We start from the raw sequence: 17,655 nt of genomic DNA on the forward strand, positions 1-17,655 counted from the left end.
CTGTCCGCTCACCAGGTAACCGGCAGCTCGTAGACGCCGTATACGAGTCCGTCGTGCTTGAACGGGATCTGCTCGATGTCCGCGGCGAGCCGCAGCCCCGGTATGCGGCGGTAGAGCGTGCTGTAGACGACCTGTAGTTCGACGCGGGCCAGCGGCTGGCCGAGGCACTGGTGCACGCCGAACCCGAACGCGACGTGCCGGCGCGGGTTGCGGCCCACGTCGAGCCGGTCGGGCTCGGCGAAGACCTCGGGGTCGCGGTTGCCGCTGTCGTTGGCCAGCACCAGGCCCTCGCCGGCGCGCACCGTCACCCCGCCGACCTCGATGTCCTCCAGGGCCACCCGGCGCCGTCCGCTGTGCACGATGTTGAGGTAGCGCAGCAGTTCCTCGACCGCCGAGGCGATCAGCTTCGGGTCCTGACTCTCCCGCACCCGGGCGAGTTGGTCCGGGTGCTCGATCAGGGCCAGCGTGCCGAGCGCGATCATGTTCGCGGTGGTCTCGTGCCCGGCCACCAGCAGCAGCTGAGCCATGCTCGCCGCCTCACGCCGGGTCAGCGCCCCCGCGCGGACCTGCTCGGCGACCAGGGAGAGCAGGTCCTCGGCCGGGTGTGCCAGTTTCTCGCCGACCAGGTCGTCGAGATAGGCGATCAGCTCCCTGACGGCCGCGACCGACTCCTCCGGCGTGGCGGTGCTCTTGATCAGAGCCCTGCTGCGGACCTGGAAGAACTCATGGTCCTGATAGGGGACTCCGAGCAGTTCGCAGATCACCAGGGAGGGGACCGGCAGCGCGAAGGCCTGGACCAGATCGACCGGCTTCGGGCCGGCCAGCAGCTCGTCGATCAGCTCCTCGACGATCCGCTGGATCGCCGGCCGCATCGCCTCCACCCGCTTGATGGAGAAGGCCGCGGTGACCATCCGCCGCTGCCGGGCGTGCTCGGGATCGTCCTGGTTGATGAAGGTGGAGGCCTCGGCCCGCCGGGCCTTGAGCCCGGCGGACTGGTGCGGATAGCCCGAGCGTGTGACGTCCGCGCTGACCCGCGGATCGCCGAGCAGCGCCCGCTGGTCGGCGTAGCCGGTGACCAGCCACGGGGTGCTGCCGTCCCAGAGCCGGACTCGGCTGACCGGGGCGTGGGCGCGCAGCTCGCTGAGTTCGGGCGGTGGATCGAAGGGGCAGCCGGTGGCGCGGGACATGGGATAGTCGGGGATTTCGGTCGTCAGCGCGTGATGGGTGGGTGCTGAGACGGGGTTCATGGTGCCTCGCCCTTTCCGAAGGTTTCTCGTCGTCGAGGGGCGACCTGATCACTACGCACAGTATCAACTATCTATATAGAGTGTCTATACTCTGCGTCGCAGAACCCTTGTTCGGTCGGACGGATGCGGGATCTCCTGTAGTGGAGGCGACGTGCGGTGGCTTGGTGCCGTCGCCGCCATATCGGCCATCGGCCATCGGCCATCGGCTAAGCCTGCGCCGCCATCTCCAGTCCGGCAACGATGGCCCGGGCCACCGGGGCGGAATCCGAGCCGTCGATGGCGAAGCCGTCGCGCACGTGCACGGCCGGTTGCGCGATCATTCGAGGCGCGGTGCCGGTGTGCGGCCAGGTGGCGGTGTGCACGATGAACGGGTGGCACAGGAAGACATCGCCAGCCTGGCCGGTGGCGTGCACCACCGGTCGGCACAACACGGACGGCCGCCAATAGCAGCCGTCTGAGACTGTCCCGTCCTCGCCGTAGGGCGCGAGGAATTCGGGAACGTACAGGTGGGAGCCGGATACCAGCCGGGTCGGTGCGTCCTGCGGGCCGACGTCGCCGAACAGCAGCAGTGCCAGCAGCCCGCGTCCGCGCGAGCGGACGTTGCAGCGGTAGGGGCCGCCCGCTGCGCCGTAGCTGCCCTCGATGTGGTAGCCCGAGTTTGCCCGCTCCGGCGAGGGGAAGCGCACCGATACCGCTCGGCCGGCGTCGATGCCCCGGGTCCAGCGGCCCGCGCCGATCAGCTCGTCATAGGCCGTGGTCAGCGCGGGAGCTCCGGCGGCAGCGGTGAACGGCTCGCCATCCAATGAGTCGATGTGCGCATGCGCGGGCCAGGCGGTCGGCTGATCCTCGCCGATCCCGCGCCCGCGCAGTTCCGCCCAGATCAGCTCTCGACAGTGCGCGGCCGTGGCCTGATCGAACGCGCCGCGCACGACCACGTACCCGTCCTTGATGAAGCCTTCGACGTCGACGCCCACTTGGCCATTGTGCCCGGCCTCCGGTGCGGCGGCAGATCATGTCAGGGTACGCATATACGTGCACTGAACATTGAAGCTGATCATCGGTGGACCTCACAGACACAAGATAGGTATGAAACTTTCAGGGAACTGAAAGCGTGATCATGACGTCGGCATGGGTCGATCCGGGTCGGATCGGTCGTGACGTCGACGCCAACCCCCTGGTCGATCAATGAGCGTCCAGCATTGCGATCGGTGAGGAGCGAGCGGCGGGCGCGAGTGGCCGATAAGAGTACGAAACATACCGTTGACCTCTCATGCCAAGAGTCTTACGATCCCCCTCGGATCGGCCGGGTGAACCGGTTCGACCCAATCATCCGCCGCGGAGAGCGCAGAACCCGCCCGGCTCCGACCGGATCGCCGTCCACGGCCGGGGAAGACGGTGCAGCCGCTCTGGCGAGTCGCCCTGGACGGTCAAGGAGAGTGAGGCAATGCAGAAAGGCAAAGCCGTTTTCGGGCCGGTCGCGCTCATGGCGCTGCTGGTCGCCTTGGTGAGCGCGCTGACGGTGTACGGAGGCCTCGGCAGTGCATCGGCGTCGCCGGTGGCTGCCGCCGCGGCCTCCAGCGGTTGCGGTAAGGCGCCGACGCTGGCCAGCGGTACGCACACGATCCAGAGCAGCGGCCAGACGCGCAGCTACATCGTCGAAGTCCCCGCGGGCTACGACGACACTCGTCCCTACCGGTTGGTCTTCGGGTTCCACTGGGTCGGGGGGACGGCGGCCGACGTCGATTCCGGTGGGACCGATGGATACAACTGGTCCTTCTACGGGCTGCGGAAGCTGGCTGACGCCGACGGGAACGGCACCATCTTCGTCGCGCCGCAGGGCATCAACAACGGCTGGGCGAACACCGGCGGCCAGGATGTGACGTTCGTCGACGACATGCTGAACCAGTTCGAATCAGGGCTTTGCGTCGACACCACTCAGATCTTCTCCTCAGGCTTCAGCTACGGCGGCTCGATGACCTACGCCTTGGCGTGCGCGCGGCCGACCGTCTTCCGTGCGGTCGCCGTCTACTCCGGCGCGAACCTCAGCGGCTGCGCCGGCGGAACGCAGCCGGAGGCATATATCGGCCTGCACGGCATCCGGGACAACGTCCTGCCCATCGCGGACGGCCGGGCGCTGCGGGACACCTTCGTCCGGAACAACCAGTGCACCCCGCAGAATCCACCCGAACCGGCCTACGGCAGCTTGACGCACATCGTCACCGCCTACTCCGGTTGCCTGCCCGGCAAGCCGGTCGTCTGGGCCGCGTTCGACGGAGCCGGTCACGATCCCGGCCCCATCGACGGCAGCACCGGCGACGGCTGGCACACCTGGACCTCGGGAGTGGTGTGGAACTTCTTCACCCAGTTCCAGTCCGGCCCACCGCCGACCAGCCCCAGCGGCCCGACCTCGCCCAGCACCACCCCGAGCACCACGCCGCCGGGCAACGGCACGGGGGCGCTGCACGCGGTGGGCGCGGGCAAGTGCCTGGACGATCCGAACTCGACCACCACGCCGGGCACTCAGCAGCAGATCTACGACTGCAACGGGCAGGCCAACCAGACCTGGACGCACAACTCCTCGAACGAGCTGTCGGTGACGGTCGGCGGCAGCACCCTGTGTCTGGACGCCAACGACAAGGGCACCGCCAACGGCACCAAGGCGATCCTGTGGTCCTGCAACGGCCAGAGCAACCAACAGTGGGCCCTCAACTCCAACGGCACCGTCACCGGATCGCAGTCAGGGCTCTGCCTGGACGTGACCGGAGCCTCCACCGCCGACGGTGCGCTGGCCGAACTGTGGACCTGCAACGGACAAAGCAATCAGCAGTGGACGCTGAGCTGAACACGGCGCCCATCCGACTAGTCCGACAAGGGCGGCTGCCGAACGCGTAGCCGCCGCGCCTGAAGCGTTCTGTGACCGGCAAGACGTCGGTCACAGAACGCTTTCAATCCGATGGTCGCAGGTTCGAATCAGGAGGCAGCGTGACTCTGATCGGTTCGTCACGGCGGGTGCTCGCGCTCGGCGTCACCGCTGTGCCAGTGGCAGAAGACCGCTCTGGCGAGGGCTTCGATGCGCCCTGATCCGCCGCTGTTCATCCTCGACGAGCCGGTACGCGGACCTGTACGGGATCCAGGCCGACGCCTACGTGGCGATGAGGAGCTGAGCGAGGGCCGTGGCTTAGGCGAAGAACCGGTACACGGCCTGCGCCGCGCACGCGGGCTTGTCCTGCCCCTCGATCTCGACGCTCAGGTCGACCACCACCTCGGCGCCGCCCTTGACCTCGGTGACCGAGGCGATGGTGCCGTGGGCGCGGATGCGGGAGCCGACGTGGACCGGGGCGGGGAAGCGGACCTTGTTCAGGCCGTAGTTGACCGCCATCGCGACGTCCGTGACGGTCAGCAACTCGCTCCACAGCGGGATCAGGAGCGACAGGGTGAGGTAGCCGTGGGCGATGGCGCCTCCGAACGGCCCGGCGGCGGCACGTTCGGGGTCGATGTGGATCCATTGGTGGTCGTCGGTCGCGTCGGCGAAGGTGTTCACCCGTTCCTGCTCGATGGCGAGCCAGGAGCTGTGGCCGAGGTCGACGGCGCTGGGGTTGACGGTGTCGGGGCCGACGGCGCCGAGGTCGAGGAGTCCGGCGACGCCGGTCACGGTGCGGGGCATGGTTGGTCGCAGACCTTTCACAGAGGATTGATATTGGTTCACAGAGGATTGATGTCAGTACCGTGAGGGTCGACGCCAGTGCCGTGGGCCGCGCGCAGCGGACCCTTGAGCAGCTTCCCGGCGCCGCTGCGGGGCAGCGTGTCGGTGAAGACCACGGACTTGGGGATCTTGTAGCGGGCCAGCCGGCCGTCGAGGTGGGCCAGCAGTGCGGCGCCGTCGGGTGCGCGGCCGGCTTTGAGCACGACCACGGCCCGGCCGACCTCGCCCCACTTCTCGTCGGGCACGCCGAACACCGCGCACTCGGCGACGTCGGGGTGGTCCAGCAGGGCGTCCTCGACCTCGGCCGGGTAGACGTTCTCCCCGCCGGAGATGATCATGTCCTTCACCCGGTCGACGAGCCGGACGTACCCCTGGGCGTCGGCCTGGGCGATGTCGCCGGAGCGGAACCAGGTCCCGTCGTGGAACGCCTCGTCGGTCTCCCGCGGCCGCTGCCAGTAGCCGGGGGTCACGTTCGGGCCGCTGACCAGCAATTCGCCGGGCTCCTCGACGCCGACCGGCGCGCCGTCGGCGCCGACCAGGCGCACATCGGTGAAGAACTGCGGCACCCCGGCCGATCCGGCGTGCTCGGCCGCGTCGCGGCCCGCAAGCAGCAGCACGCCCGGTGCCGCCTCGGTCATGCCGTAGCCCTGCACGAAGGCCAGGCCCCGGTCCAGATAGCGCCGGATCGTGCGGCCCGGAACCGGTGCGCCGCCGCACATCAGGTTTCGCAGGCTGGACAGGTCCGCCCGCTCCCAGCCCGGTGCGGCGGCGAGCATCTCGTACATCGCCGGGACGCCGAACAGGCAGGTGATCCGGAGGCGTTCGATCAGCTCCAGGGTGCGGGCCGGGTCGAAGGCCGGCTCCAGGACCGCCGTGCCGCCCTTGAGCAGGGTGGGCAGGCAGGTCATGCCGAGCGCGGCGATGTGGAACAGCGGGGCGCTGACCAGGGTGACCTCGTCGGCTGCCAAGTCCCCGTCGATCAGCACATTGAGACAGTTCCAGGTCATGTTCCCGTGGGTCAGCATCGCGCCTTTGGGCCGGCCGGTGGTCCCCGACGTGTACATGATCAGGCACAGGTCGTCCAGGCCGACGGGCTCGTCCCGATACTGCGGCGCCGCCGCGGCCAGTGCCGCCTCGTAGCCGGTGCCCTCGGCGGGGAGCACCTCGATCTGCGAGCCGGAGAGGTCGCGGTGCGGGCTGCCGGCCGTCACCAGCAGGGCGCTGCCGGAGTCGTCGATCTGGTGCCGCAGTTCGGGCCCGGTGAGGCGGGTGTTGAGCGGTACGAACACCGCACCGATCGCCCCGGCGGCGAACAGGGCCTCCAGGTACGCCGGGTGGTTGGGACCCAGGTAGGCGACGCGGTCGCCGCGGCTTATCCCACGCTCGCGCAATACGTGGGCCAGCCGGTTCACCCGGTCGTCGAGTTCTGCGTACGTGATGGCGCGGTCCTCGTGGACCAGGGCGGTGCGATGGGGTGTCTTGCGCGCCCGGCGTGCGGGCCAGGATCCGATGCCTTGGTTGTGCATCGCGATGCGCTCCCTGTCTCAGTCGGCGGCCAGGCCGAGCAGCCGGGCCGCGTTCTCCTTGAGGATCTTGGGACGGACCTCGTCCTTGATCGGCAGCTTCGCGAAGTCGGCCAGCCAGCGGTCCGGGGTCAGCAGCGGGTAGTCCGAGCCGAACAGCACCTTGTCCTTCAGCAGCGTGTTGGCGTACTGCACCAGTTGCGGCGGGAAGTACTTCGGCGACCAGCCGGACAGGTCGATGTGGACCTGCCTCTTGTGGGTCGCCACCGCGAGCGCCTCGTCCTGCCAGGGGAACGAGGGGTGGGCCAGGATGATCGGCAGGTCGGGGAAGTCCACCGCGACGTCGTCGACCAGCATCGGGTTGCTGTATTTGAGCCGGATGCCGCCGCCGGCCCGCGCGCCGGCGCCGATGCCGGTCTGGCCGGTGTGGAAGACGGCGATGGCGCCCTCGGCCTCGATGGCCTCGTACAGCGGGTACGCCAGCCGGTCGTTCGGGGCGAATCCCTGGACGTTGGGGTGGAACTTGAAGCCCCGGACGCCGAACTCGCGCACCAGCCGCCTGACCTGGTTGACGCCGAGCCGCCCCTTGTACGGGTCGATACTGGCGAACGGGATGATGACGTCCGGGTTCGCGGCGGCGGCTTCGGCGACTTCCTCGTTGGGCACGGCGGGGGTCCCGGTCGCGCTTTCGGCGTCGACGGTGAACACGACGCAGGCCATCTTCCGCTCGCGGTAGTACGCGGCGATCTCCGGCAGGGTCGGGCGGCGGTGCTCGGCTTTGAAGTATTGGCCCGCCGCCGAGTCCAGTTCCTCCGACAGCGAGCCGTGTCCCTTGGCCGACACCTCGGCGTGGGTGTGGACGTCGATCGCGGTGAGTTCGTCGATGTTCATCACGGCGTTCGTCGCAGCGTTCGTCACAGCGCCCCTAGATCGGCGGGAGCGGGGATGCCGACGGTCTCCGGGGTCCGGCCGACGCTGACCGGCCACGCGGCGGCGATGGCCTCGGCGCTCCATCCGCCGTCGGCGTAGGCCACGGAGATCTCCTGCGGATGCGACCACAGCGCCAGCTTGTCACCGCCGATGCCGATGCACTGCCCGGTGATGCCGGCGGCGGCGTCGGAGGCCAGGAAGACGACGAGCGGGGCGGCGTCCTGCGGCGTGCCGAAGCCTTCGCCCTTGCGCAGCGCGTCCGGCAGCGGCGTGCCGTGGTGTTCGAGGGCTTCGACGTGCGGGGCGAAGGCCGGGATGGTCTTGGTCATGGCGGTGGCCGCGACCGGGATGACGGCGTTGGCGGTGATGGCCGCCCTGGCCAGCTCCATGGACCAGGTGCGGACCATCGCCGCGATGCCCGCCTTGGCCGCGGCGTAGTTGGTCTGCCCGAAGTTGCCGCGCTGGCCGGCCGGGGAGCCGGCGACGATGACGCGGCCGCCCTCGCCCTGCTCGCGCATGCGCTCGACGGCGGCGCGGGCACAGGTGAAGGTGCCGCGCAGATGGACCCGCACGACGGTGTCGAAGTCGTCGTCGGACATCTTCCACAGGACCTTGTCACGCAGCACGCCGGCGTTGGTGACCATCACGTCCAGGCGCCCGAAGCTGTCGACCGCGCGCCGCACGAGGGCCTCGGCGGCGTCCGCGGTGCCGACCGCGGCGACCTCGGCGACCGCCCGGCCGCCGGCCGCCTCGATCTCCTTGACCGCGGCCCGCGCCGCGTCCGCGTCGACGTCGTTGACGACCACCGCCGCGCCGGCGGCGGCCAGGGCCTTGGCGTAGGCCAGGCCGAGGCCCCGCCCGCTTCCGGTGACGACGGCCACCTTGTTGGGGAGGATCATGCGGCTCAACTTAGGCATTGTTGTGACTGCCGTCAACAGTTTGCCGAATATTGGCGATGCCCTACCCTGACCTGGTGAGCAGTGCCGAGCCTTCGCCGCGACCGCAGTCGCTGATGCTGACGTTCTTCGGCATCCACGTCCTGGGACGCGATCTCGCGGTCTCCTCCGGCTCGGTCATCGACGCCCTGAGCCGGGTGGACGTCACCGAGGAGGCGGTGCGCTCGACGCTGACCCGCATGGTCGGCAGAGGCCTGCTGGAGCGCCACCGCCAAGGACGCAAGATGTACTTCGCGCTCACTCCGCGCGCGGTGTCGGTGCTGCAAGACGGCTACGACCGGATCTGGCAGCGCGGCGCGGCCAACCTCGACTGGGACGGCCAGTGGACGCTGGTCGGGTTCTCGCTGCCCGAGGCGTGGCGCCGGGAACGGCACGATCTGCGCTCCCGGCTCACCTGGGGCGGGTTCGGGCCGCTACAGAACGGACTGTGGGTGGCGCCTTCGGACGTGGACGCCGCCGCCCTGCTCGGCGACCTGGGCCTGGACGCGCACCTGCGGGTGTTCCGCGGCACCGTCCTGAAGCCGACCGAGGTCGCGGCCGTGCTGGAGACGGCCTTCGACATCGGCGCGATCGCCGCCGACTACCAGGCGTTCCTCCAGCGCTGGTCGCAGCCCGGACCCGGGGTGCCGGACCCGCTGGGAAGCCAGTTGCTGCTGCACACCGATTGGTTGGACCTGGTGCGGCGCGACCCGCACCTGCCGGCCGGACATCTGCCGGCCGACTGGCCCGCCATCGAGGCCGAGGAACTGTTCCACGCGCTCGCGCGGGAGCGGGAGGCGGCGGCGCGCGCCGAGGCCGAGCGGACGCTGGACACCCTTCGGCTCAGCTAGTCGACCGCAATGCCCTGATCACCGGGTACGGCCCGGAGTGGTCCGCCGCGGCCAAATATTCGGCATGCCATTGACTGCCGCCAAAAAACTGCCCTACATTTCGTCGCGTCCTCGTCACGCTCCCTTCGCAACCTTTCCGAAAAGGAGCACCGTTCATGAGCACGCGTACACGCACGCGCCGACGCCTCGCTGTCGGCCTCACGGTCCTGACAACCTTCTCAGCCTTCGTGGTCATGCCCTCGACCGCGACCGCCGCACCGGCCCCGTCGCCCGGGCACCACACCGGCACGCTCGCCGACGGCGCGACCTGGATCGCCGACGTCCCGGCCGACTGGAACGGCACGCTGCTGCTGTTCAGCCACGGGTACGGGCCCACGGTGGCGCAGGACGCGCCGACCCCGGAGTCCCAGTCCGCCTTGCTGGCCGCCGGATACGCGCTGGCCGGCTCCTCGTACGACCCGAACGGTTCGTGGTGGGCTCTGGGCAGCGCCGAGCGCGACCAGTTCCAGACGCTGGACGCGGTCAAGGCCGTTCTCGGCCGGCCGGCTCGCACCGTCTCGGTCGGGGAGTCGATGGGCGGCCTGGTCAACGCCCAGATCGTCCGCGACGCGCACGGCCGGGTCGCCGGCTCGCTCGGGCTGTGCGGCCTGGTCGCCGGCGGGCTGGACCTGAACGATTACCAGCTCGCCGGCGAAGTGGTCCTGGCGACGCTGCTGGCGCCGGCCGCCCATGTCCACTTGACCGGCTACTCCGGATCCGACGATGCCGCGGCCGTGGCGACGACCCTGACCGACGCCGTCGCGGCCGCGCAGCAGACGCCCGCCGGACGGGCCCGGATCGCCCTGGCGGCGGCGTTCCTGAACCTGCCGACCTGGGCGCCCGGCCAGAACCCGCCGGCGCCGGGGGACGCGGTGGGCCAGGAGAGCCAGCAGGCGGCGTGGATCGCGGCCGGCCAGCTGGCGTTCATCATCGGGTCGCGGCCCGCGATCGAGCAGGCGGCCGGCGGCGACAGCGGTTCCACCGCCGGACTCCAGTGGCGGGCACTGCTCGCCTCCTCGTCGCACCGGGACGAGGTCCGAGCTCTGTATCAGGCGGCCGGCCTGGACCTGAACGCCGATCTGGACGCCCTGTCCGCGGCCCCGGCCTACCACGCCGATCCCGCCGCCACCGCGTGGATGGCGCGGACCTCGACCGCGGGGCAGGGGCTCGCCGTGCCGCTGCTCGACCTGCACACCACTGCGGACCAGCTGGTCCCGGTCGAGCAGGAGAACGCCTTCGCCGCGCGGGTCCGGGACGCCGGCGACGGAGGGTTGCTGCGGCAGGCGTACGTCGCGCGGCAGGGGCACTGCGCCTTCACCACGAACGAGGTGCTCGCCGGGCTGCACGCGGTCGAGGACCGGATCGACACCGGGCACTGGGGTGACACCTCGGCCGCCGCGCTCGGCGCCGACCAGCCCACCGGGACCACGGCCTTCGTGGACTTCCGGCCCGCGCGGCTCGTCGACGCCAGGCCTGTGCGGTAGCGACACCAGGCCTGTGCGGTAGCGACGCCATGCCTGTGCGGTAGCCACGCCAGGCCTGTGCGGTAGTCACCCGGTGCAGTCGAGACGCAAAGACTGTGCGGCAGCGATGCCAAGACTGCGCGGTGGCCACGTGGTGCAGTCGAGACGCCAAGACTGTGCGATAGGAAGGAGAAATGACCGAACCCGGCGCCAGGACGGCCGCCGACCGGCTCCTGGCCGTGCTGGCGGCGTTCGACCACGCGCATCCGGCGCTGACGCTGACCGACGTCAGCCGCCGCGCCGGGCTCACGCTGCCCACCGCGCACCGCCTCGTCGGGATGCTCACCGCCTGGGGTGCGCTTGAGCGCGACGAGTCCGGGGTCTACCGCGTCGGGCTGCGGCTGCTGGAGCTCGCCGCGCTCGCCCCGCGCGGCCTGGCGCTGCGTGAGGCCGCCATGCCGTTCCTGGAGGACCTGTTCGAGGCCACCCACGAGAACGTCCAGCTCGCGGTGCGGGACGTCGCGGAGGTGGTCTACGTCGAGCGCCTCGCCGGACGTTCGGCGGTCGGTGTGCGGACGCAGGTCGGGGCGCGCTGGCCGCTGCACGCCACCGGCGTCGGCCTGGTGCTGCTCGCGCACAGCCCGGCCGGTTTCCAGGACGGATACCTGGCCGGGCCGCTGGAATCCTTCACCGGCCACACCGTCACCGATCCGCGGCGGCTGCGACGCATGCTCGCCGAGGTCCGGCAGTGCGGGTGCGCTGTCAGCGAGCGCCAGATCACGGACGACGCGCTGTCCGTGGCCGCGCCGGTTCGGGGACCGCACGGCGATGTCGTCGCGTCTGTCTCCGTGGTCGTCCATGCCGTGGGTGCGCGGCCGAACGCGCTGATCCCGGCGGTGCGCGTGGCCGGTGCGGGCATTTCGCGGGCCCTGGGCTGGCAGCCGCCGACGGGAGCTTCCGCCTGACGGAAGTCGTGTTGTCGCCGGATGCGGGCGTTGCGACGCTCAACGCGACAGCGCACTTCTCTCCTCTGGAGTCCTCCCGTGGCCACAGCATTCGCACGCAACCAGTGGTACGTCGCCGCCTACGGCAGCGAAGTCGGCCGATCCTTGCTGGCGCGGACCGTCCTCGGCGAACCGATCGTGTTCTACCGGACCGCACGGGACGGCCGCGCCGTCGCGCTCGCAGACCGCTGCGTCCATCGCCGCTATCCGCTGTCCGAGAGCCGCCTGGACGGGGACACGGTCGTCTGCGGCTACCACGGCTTCACCTACGACACGTCCGGGACCTGTGTCTTCGTCCCGGGGCAGCAGCGCATCCCGCGAACGGCGCGCGTCGCCTCCTATCCGGTCGCGGAGCTGGACTCGTTCGTGTGGGTGTGGATCGGCGATCCCGGCCTGGCCGACGAGAAGCTGATTCCGCGGGCCCGGCACCTGACCGACCCGGAGTTCGTCACGGTCTCGGGGATGGAGCCCATCGACTGCGACTACGGCCTGCTGGTCGACAACCTCCTCGACCTCTCCCACGAGACCTACCTGCACGGCGGCTACATCGGCACCCCCGAGGTCGCCGACACGCCGATCACCACCGAGGCCGACGAGCAGGCCGGGGTCGTCCGCGTGGCCCGGCACATGACGGACGCGGCGTGCCCGCCCTTCTACGCGAAGTCGACCGGCATCGGCGGCCGCATCACGCGCCTTCAGGACATCGAGTACTTCGCGCCCTGCCTGTACCTGCTGCACAGCCGCATCACGCCGGTCGGCGAGCAGAGCCCGTCGTTCCGCACCGAGATCACCTACGCGATCACCCCCTCGGCGCCCGGCGCGGTCTACGACTTCTGGGCCGTCTCGCGGAACTTCGCCACCGAGGACTCCGAGGTCACCGAGTTCCTCCGCGATTTCAACCACCAGGTGGTGATGCAGGACGTCGACGCGCTGAACATCCTGCACAAGGCCCTCGACGCCGAGCCGGCCGGCTACCAGGAGCTCAGCATCGGCATCGACGCCGGCGGCCTGGCGGCGCGCCGGATTCTCGCGCGGCTGGCCGGGCAGTGAGCGTGAGCCAGGGACCCGAGCCGGCGCACACCCTCATCGTCACCGAGCGCCGCGCCGAGGCCGAGGGCGTCGTCAGCCTGACGCTGCGGCGCGCGGACGGCTCCGCGCTGCCGCCCTGGCAGCCCGGTGCGCATGTGGATCTGGTGCTCGGCAACGGTTTGGAGCGCCAGTATTCGCTGTGCGGAGACCCCTCAGACGCCGGATCCTGGCGCATCGCGGTGTTGCTGGAGCCGGACGGGCGCGGGGGATCAGAGTACGTCCACCGGCAGCTGCCGGTCGGGACCCGGGTCGGAGCCCGCGGGCCGCGCAATCACTTCGAGTTGCTTCCCGCCGAACGCTACTGGTTCATCGCCGGCGGCATCGGCATCACCCCGGTCCTTCCGATGGTCGCCGCGGCCGAGGCCGCCGGCGCGCGGTGGTCGCTCTTGTACGGCGGCCGGAGCCGATCCTCGATGGCGTTCGTCGACGAACTGGCCCGCTACGACGACCGGGTCGTCCTGCGCCCTCAGGACCGGCACGGCCTGCTCGATCTCGCCGCCCACTTAGGGGCACCCACGCCGGGGACCAGGATCTACTGCTGCGGACCGGGCGGCCTGCTCGACGCGGTCGAAGCGTATTGCCAGGACGCCGGGTGGCCCGAACCGCACGTTGAACGCTTCGAGCCCAAGGCGGACGGCGGCGTCGGTGGCGGTGGTGGCGTCGTCGTCGGCGGCGGCGGCGACCGGCGGTTCGAGATCGAGCTGTCCCGCACCGGTCGCACCCTCGACGTCCCCGCCGACGCCTCGATCCTCGACGCCGTGCGCGCCGCCGGCGTACCGGTCCTCTACTCCTGCACCGAGGGCACCTGCGGTACGTGCGAGACCGACGTCCTGGACGGCGTTCCCGACCACCGCGACTCCGTTCTCACCGCTGCGCAGCGCGCGGCGGGCGACACGATGATGATCTGCGTGTCGCGGGCGAGGACCGACAGACTGGTTCTGGATCTGTGACCAGGCGGGCGTTTCACTTGACGAACTGCCACTGCTGGTCAGTCGTCAGATCCGACGGACTCCGCGAGCTCGTCGAGCACCTCGTCGACCAACTGGGGCAGCTCCCGGTCCGGGTGCTCACCCCAGTACTCGAACGCGACCTGGAACGCGGCGAGCATCGCCTGCGCGGTCACGCGCGCGGCGCGTTCGGCGGCTCCGCGGTCGCTGAGCACGGTCGCGACCGTCTCCGCGACCGAGGCGAACATGATCAGTTCGCGCTCGCGGAGTTCGGGGGTGGCCCGGATCAGGCTTCGGCGAGCCTGGGCTTCGTCGCGGCGCATCTGGAGGGCGGCGGCGGCGATGGTGAGACCCGAGGCGGTGGCCTTGACCATGGGCCAGGCGGCCGGTGCGGCCGCGATGGTGTTCGCGACCCGTTCTTTGAGTTCGTCCATGCCGACGAACAGCACATCGCGCTTGTCGAGGAAGTGGCGGAAGAAGGTGCGCGTGGTCAGGCCCGCGTGCTTGGCGATCTGCGCCACGGTGGTCTGGTCGAACCCCTGCTCCAGGTAGAGCTCGATGGCCGCCCGTTCCAAGCGGCCGCGGGTGTCCGGCTCCCATCTGCCCATCTGCGGATCCTCACTTCCGTCGGCGCTCGCCACCCCAGTTCGTGGCAACGCTTGCGCGCGAATCTATGACACGCCCTGCCATAAGGGTAGACGGAGCTGCTTCGTTCGACTAATGGCCAGCTCAGTGCCATTAAGATGAGAACGATACCGCGATCTCAAGGCGAGGGTTTCCCGCCAGTGATGACATCGAGCGTCATCACGGCTATGGTGATGACATCAGATGTCATCGGCACCGGATCGCCAGTGCCGGCGACTGTTTACGAACTCGCCGGGGACATGCCCGGCCAGTCGGTCGCAAGGAAGTTGTCTCATGCGTGTTTTCGTGACGGGCGCGACCGGATTCATCGGTACGCCGCTCGTGAAGGAATTGTTGGACAACGGGCACGAGGTGCTCGGTATGGCCCGTACCGATGACGGCGCCGCCAAACTGACCGCGGCAGGCGCCGCGGTACATCGGGGCAACCTGGCGGACCTGGAGAGCCTGCGGAAGGGGGCGGCCCAGGCGGACGGTGTGATCCACCTGGCCTACTTGCACAGCATGGGGCACATGTCGCTCGGCACCAGGCTCGGGGTCTTGCTGGGCGGCAGCCCGCGGGGGATCGTCGGGCGGTTCGCGGCGGCGGGCGCCGGCGCGGACCGCCGGGCGATCGACAAGTTCGGGTCCGTACTCGCGGCCGCCGGCGGGCCGCTCGTCGTGGCGTTCCCCACGATGACGCTCGCGTCCGGCCACCTGGTGACCGAGCGGGAGGCGCCGGATCCGACCTCGCCCGGCGCGGTGCGAATCGGGTCGGAAGCGGCGGCCCTGGCGCTCGCCGCGCGCGGGGTCCGCGCGTCGATCGTGCGGATCCCGCCCACAGTGCACGGCGACGGGGACAAGGCCATGGTTCCGCGGCTGATCGCCGCGGCGCGCAAGAAGGGCGTGGCCGGATATGTCGGCCCGGGCTCCAACACCTGGCCCGCGGCGCACAAGGGGGACGTCGCGCGCCTGTTCCGGCTGGCTCTGGAGGCCGGTTCGGCGGGGTCGCGCTACCACGCCGTGGCAGACGAGGGGGTGCCGATGCGCGCGATCGCCGACGTCATCGCCAAGCGCCTGAACGTACCGGCTCAGTCGCTGACGAACGAGGAGTCGAGCGGCCACTTCGGTTGGCTCGCGCCGTTCGTGGCCCGGGACAACCACGTCTCCAGCGAGCTGACGCGCAAGGAACTCGGCTGGAACCCGATCGGCCCGGACCTGCTCACCGACCTGGACCGGCCCGAGTACTTCGCTCTTCTCGAGAAAGTTGAAGGTGAGTGAAGGTGAGTATGGACGAGATAGCCGAGACGACGGCTCCGGATCTGGACGGCCCGTTCCGCGTTGACGTGGTCGGCGACATGACCATCGAGTGGGACGTGCCGATCGTGGTCGATGACGGAAACGTGCTGCGCGCCGACGTCTTCCGCCCCACCGCGCCTGGGGACTACCCCGTGGTGCTCACCTACGGTCCCTACGGAAAGGGCAAGCCCTTCCGCGAGTACCAGGCCGAGTCGTACCGGGCGATGCTCGCCATGCACCCGGAGATCGCCGAGGGCACGAGCGGGAAGTACCAGGTGTTCGAACTCGTCGATCCGGACAGGTGGGTTCCGGACGGCTACGCCCTGGTCCGCGTCGACTCCCGAGGGGCCGGCCGCTCGCCGGGCGTGCTCGACCCGCTCTCCGAGCGCGAGATCCGGGATCTGTATGAATGCGTCGAATGGGCGGGCAGCCGGTCCTGGAGCAACGGCAAGGTGGGGCTGAACGGCATCTCCTACTTCGCGATGAACGCCTGGCAGGTCGCGACGTTGCGGCCGCCGCACCTGGCCGCCGTCGTCGCCTGGGAGGGGGCCGCAGACTGGTACCGCGACGTGACCTACCACGGCGGAATCCATACGACTTTCGAGAACCTCTGGTACGGCGCCATCGCCGGCGGGGCGCAGCACGGCCTAGGCGAGCGGGGCGGGCGCAACCCGATCACCGGCCAGCTCGTGTGCGGCGACCAGACCCTCAGCCCGGAGGAACTAGCCGCGAACCGGGTGGACATGCCGGCCATCGACAAGAGCCACCCGCTGGTCGACGACCACCATCGGGCGCGGACCCGCGACCTCTCGCAGATTCGCGTGCCGCTGCTGTCCGCGGGCAACTGGGGAGGCCTCGGCTTGCACCTGCGCGGCAACACACGCGGCTTCGAGCTTGCCGGCTCCGACCAGAAGTGGCTGGCGATGCACGACGAGACGCACTTCTCGCTCTTCTACGCCGACTACGGCGTGGACTTGCAGAAGCGCTTCCTCGGCCATTTTCTCAAGGCCGAGGACAACGGCTGGGACGAGCAGCCCCGCGTGCATCTGCGGACCCGTCACGCCGACGGGCGCGTCGGCGAGCGTGTCTCCAGCGACTGGCCGTTGCCCGAGACGCAGTGGACCCGGCTCTACCTCAGCGCGGACCACGGCCTCAACGCGGACCATGGCCTCATCACGGACCACGGCTCGATGACGACGACCCCGGCCCCCGATCATGCGTCCGTGTCCTACAGCGGCAAGGAAGGACGGGCCGCATTCAGCTACGTCGTCCCCGCGGACATCGAGCTCGCCGGACCGGTGGGGGCGAAGCTGTTCGTCGAATCGTCCACCGCCGACGCCGACCTGTTCCTCGTGCTGCGTGCGTTCGCGCCGGACGGGACCGAGGTCACGTATCAGGGGGCGAACGACCCGCACGTGCCGATCAGCCAAGGCTGGCTGCGCGCCTCGCACCGCGCTGTGGACCCGCAACGGTCGCGGCCGTTCCTGCCGCTGCACCCGCACGACCGCGTCGAGCCGCTAAAGCCCGGCACTATCTATGAGGTCGACGTCGAGATCCTGCCGACGAGCCTGATGCTGCCGGCCGGTTTCACGCTCGCTCTCGATGTCCAGGCGCACGACTACGTCCACCGGCCCGCGGTCGAGGAGGCCGAGGCCCACGCGAATCCGCGCACCTCGTTCACCGGCTCCGGCCCGTTCCTGCACGCTGACCCGACCACCCGGCCCGATGAGGTCTACGCCGGCACTGTGACTGTGCACACCGGCCCCGAGTATGCGTCCCACCTGATCCTGCCAGTCATTTCCGACTGATAACGACCGATAACGACCGAGAACCCGAGCACCGGCGCCGCCGTGGTCCCGCGGCGGCACGGTGGTCTTAGAGGCTGTCCGAGATCCCGGCGGAGCCGGGTGGTGTATGAGAGCACGTATTTGTTGAATGTATGAGGCTCCTGGTAGAGCAGCGGTTGTCTACGCCATCCGCACTACCAGGAGCCGTCGTGAAGTC

The 17,655-nt window shown here is 70.0% G+C and carries 15 protein-coding genes; 8 read left to right on the forward strand and 7 right to left on the reverse strand.

From position 1 onward, the window contains the following. Positions 1–8: 8 nt before the first annotated feature. Positions 9–1,247: a cytochrome P450 gene (locus tag IZR01_RS13075; protein WP_194891544.1), complete on the reverse strand. Its 1,239-nt coding sequence runs from the start codon at positions 1,245–1,247 to the stop codon at positions 9–11. 206 nt (positions 1,248–1,453) lie between these two features. Beyond that, on the reverse strand, positions 1,454–2,221 hold the full coding sequence (locus tag IZR01_RS13080) for a phytanoyl-CoA dioxygenase family protein (RefSeq protein WP_194923960.1): 768 nt from the start codon (positions 2,219–2,221) through the stop codon (positions 1,454–1,456). Between the two features lie 470 nt (positions 2,222–2,691). On the opposite strand from IZR01_RS13080, the gene IZR01_RS13085 reads away from it, so the two are divergent. Further along, positions 2,692–4,089 carry a ricin-type beta-trefoil lectin domain protein gene (locus IZR01_RS13085; protein ID WP_194923961.1) on the forward strand — a complete coding sequence of 466 codons (1,398 nt, stop codon included), beginning with the start codon at positions 2,692–2,694 and terminating at the stop codon, positions 4,087–4,089. Between the two features lie 336 nt (positions 4,090–4,425). Here the strand turns inward: IZR01_RS13085 and IZR01_RS13090 are convergent, their stop codons facing one another. Genes IZR01_RS13090 through IZR01_RS13105 form a run of 4 tightly spaced genes read right to left on the reverse strand, consistent with a single transcriptional unit; the run spans position 4,426 to position 8,302 of the window. After that, positions 4,426–4,911 carry a MaoC family dehydratase gene (locus tag IZR01_RS13090; RefSeq protein ID WP_194923962.1) on the reverse strand — a complete coding sequence of 162 codons (486 nt, stop codon included), beginning with the start codon at positions 4,909–4,911 and terminating at the stop codon, positions 4,426–4,428. A gap of 38 nt (positions 4,912–4,949) precedes the next feature. Continuing rightward, entirely contained in the window at positions 4,950–6,476 is a 1,527-nt protein-coding gene (locus IZR01_RS13095; RefSeq protein ID WP_194923963.1) for an acyl-CoA synthetase, read from the reverse strand. Between the two features lie 18 nt (positions 6,477–6,494). Continuing rightward, entirely contained in the window at positions 6,495–7,364 is an 870-nt protein-coding gene (locus IZR01_RS13100; protein ID WP_194891582.1) for an amidohydrolase family protein, read from the reverse strand. A 23-nt stretch (positions 7,365–7,387) separates the two neighbouring features. After that, entirely contained in the window at positions 7,388–8,302 is a 915-nt protein-coding gene (locus IZR01_RS13105) for an SDR family NAD(P)-dependent oxidoreductase (RefSeq protein ID WP_194891538.1), read from the reverse strand. A 56-nt stretch (positions 8,303–8,358) separates the two neighbouring features. Here IZR01_RS13105 and IZR01_RS13110 point away from each other — a divergent pair, with 56 nt between their 5' ends. The 5 genes from IZR01_RS13110 to IZR01_RS53195 all read left to right on the forward strand — a co-directional run bounded on the left by IZR01_RS13110 (position 8,359) and on the right by IZR01_RS53195 (position 13,734). Further along, the gene (locus tag IZR01_RS13110) at positions 8,359–9,189 is read left to right on the forward strand and encodes a PaaX family transcriptional regulator (RefSeq protein ID WP_194923964.1); all 831 of its coding nucleotides are present in this window, start codon (positions 8,359–8,361) and stop codon (positions 9,187–9,189) included. Positions 9,190–9,344: 155 nt separating this feature from the next. Continuing rightward, a complete protein-coding gene (locus IZR01_RS13115) occupies positions 9,345–10,712 on the forward strand; it encodes an alpha/beta hydrolase (protein ID WP_194923965.1) in 1,368 nt (455 codons plus the stop codon). Positions 10,713–10,885: 173 nt separating this feature from the next. Then, entirely contained in the window at positions 10,886–11,656 is a 771-nt protein-coding gene (locus IZR01_RS13120) for an IclR family transcriptional regulator (protein WP_194891535.1), read from the forward strand. Between the two features lie 21 nt (positions 11,657–11,677). Beyond that, positions 11,678–12,745, forward strand: a complete 1,068-nt coding sequence (locus IZR01_RS13125) for a Rieske 2Fe-2S domain-containing protein (RefSeq protein ID WP_228559332.1) — start codon at positions 11,678–11,680, stop codon at positions 12,743–12,745. Between the two features lie 2 nt (positions 12,746–12,747). Then, on the forward strand, positions 12,748–13,734 hold the full coding sequence (locus tag IZR01_RS53195) for a PDR/VanB family oxidoreductase (RefSeq protein ID WP_323746994.1): 987 nt from the start codon (positions 12,748–12,750) through the stop codon (positions 13,732–13,734). Between the two features lie 38 nt (positions 13,735–13,772). Here the strand turns inward: IZR01_RS53195 and IZR01_RS13135 are convergent, their stop codons facing one another. After that, positions 13,773–14,339, reverse strand: coding sequence for a TetR family transcriptional regulator (locus IZR01_RS13135; RefSeq protein ID WP_194891532.1), 567 nt, complete (start codon positions 14,337–14,339; stop codon positions 13,773–13,775). Positions 14,340–14,649: 310 nt separating this feature from the next. On the opposite strand from IZR01_RS13135, the gene IZR01_RS13140 reads away from it, so the two are divergent. Continuing rightward, positions 14,650–15,633: an SDR family oxidoreductase gene (locus IZR01_RS13140; protein WP_194923968.1), complete on the forward strand. Its 984-nt coding sequence runs from the start codon at positions 14,650–14,652 to the stop codon at positions 15,631–15,633. An 8-nt stretch (positions 15,634–15,641) separates the two neighbouring features. After that, positions 15,642–17,459: a CocE/NonD family hydrolase gene (locus IZR01_RS13145; RefSeq protein ID WP_228559360.1), complete on the forward strand. Its 1,818-nt coding sequence runs from the start codon at positions 15,642–15,644 to the stop codon at positions 17,457–17,459. Positions 17,460–17,655: the final 196 nt, after the last annotated feature.

The sequence above is a fragment of the Catenulispora pinisilvae genome (assembly GCF_015356865.1).
GTDB lineage: Bacteria > Actinomycetota > Actinomycetes > Streptomycetales > Catenulisporaceae > Catenulispora > Catenulispora pinisilvae.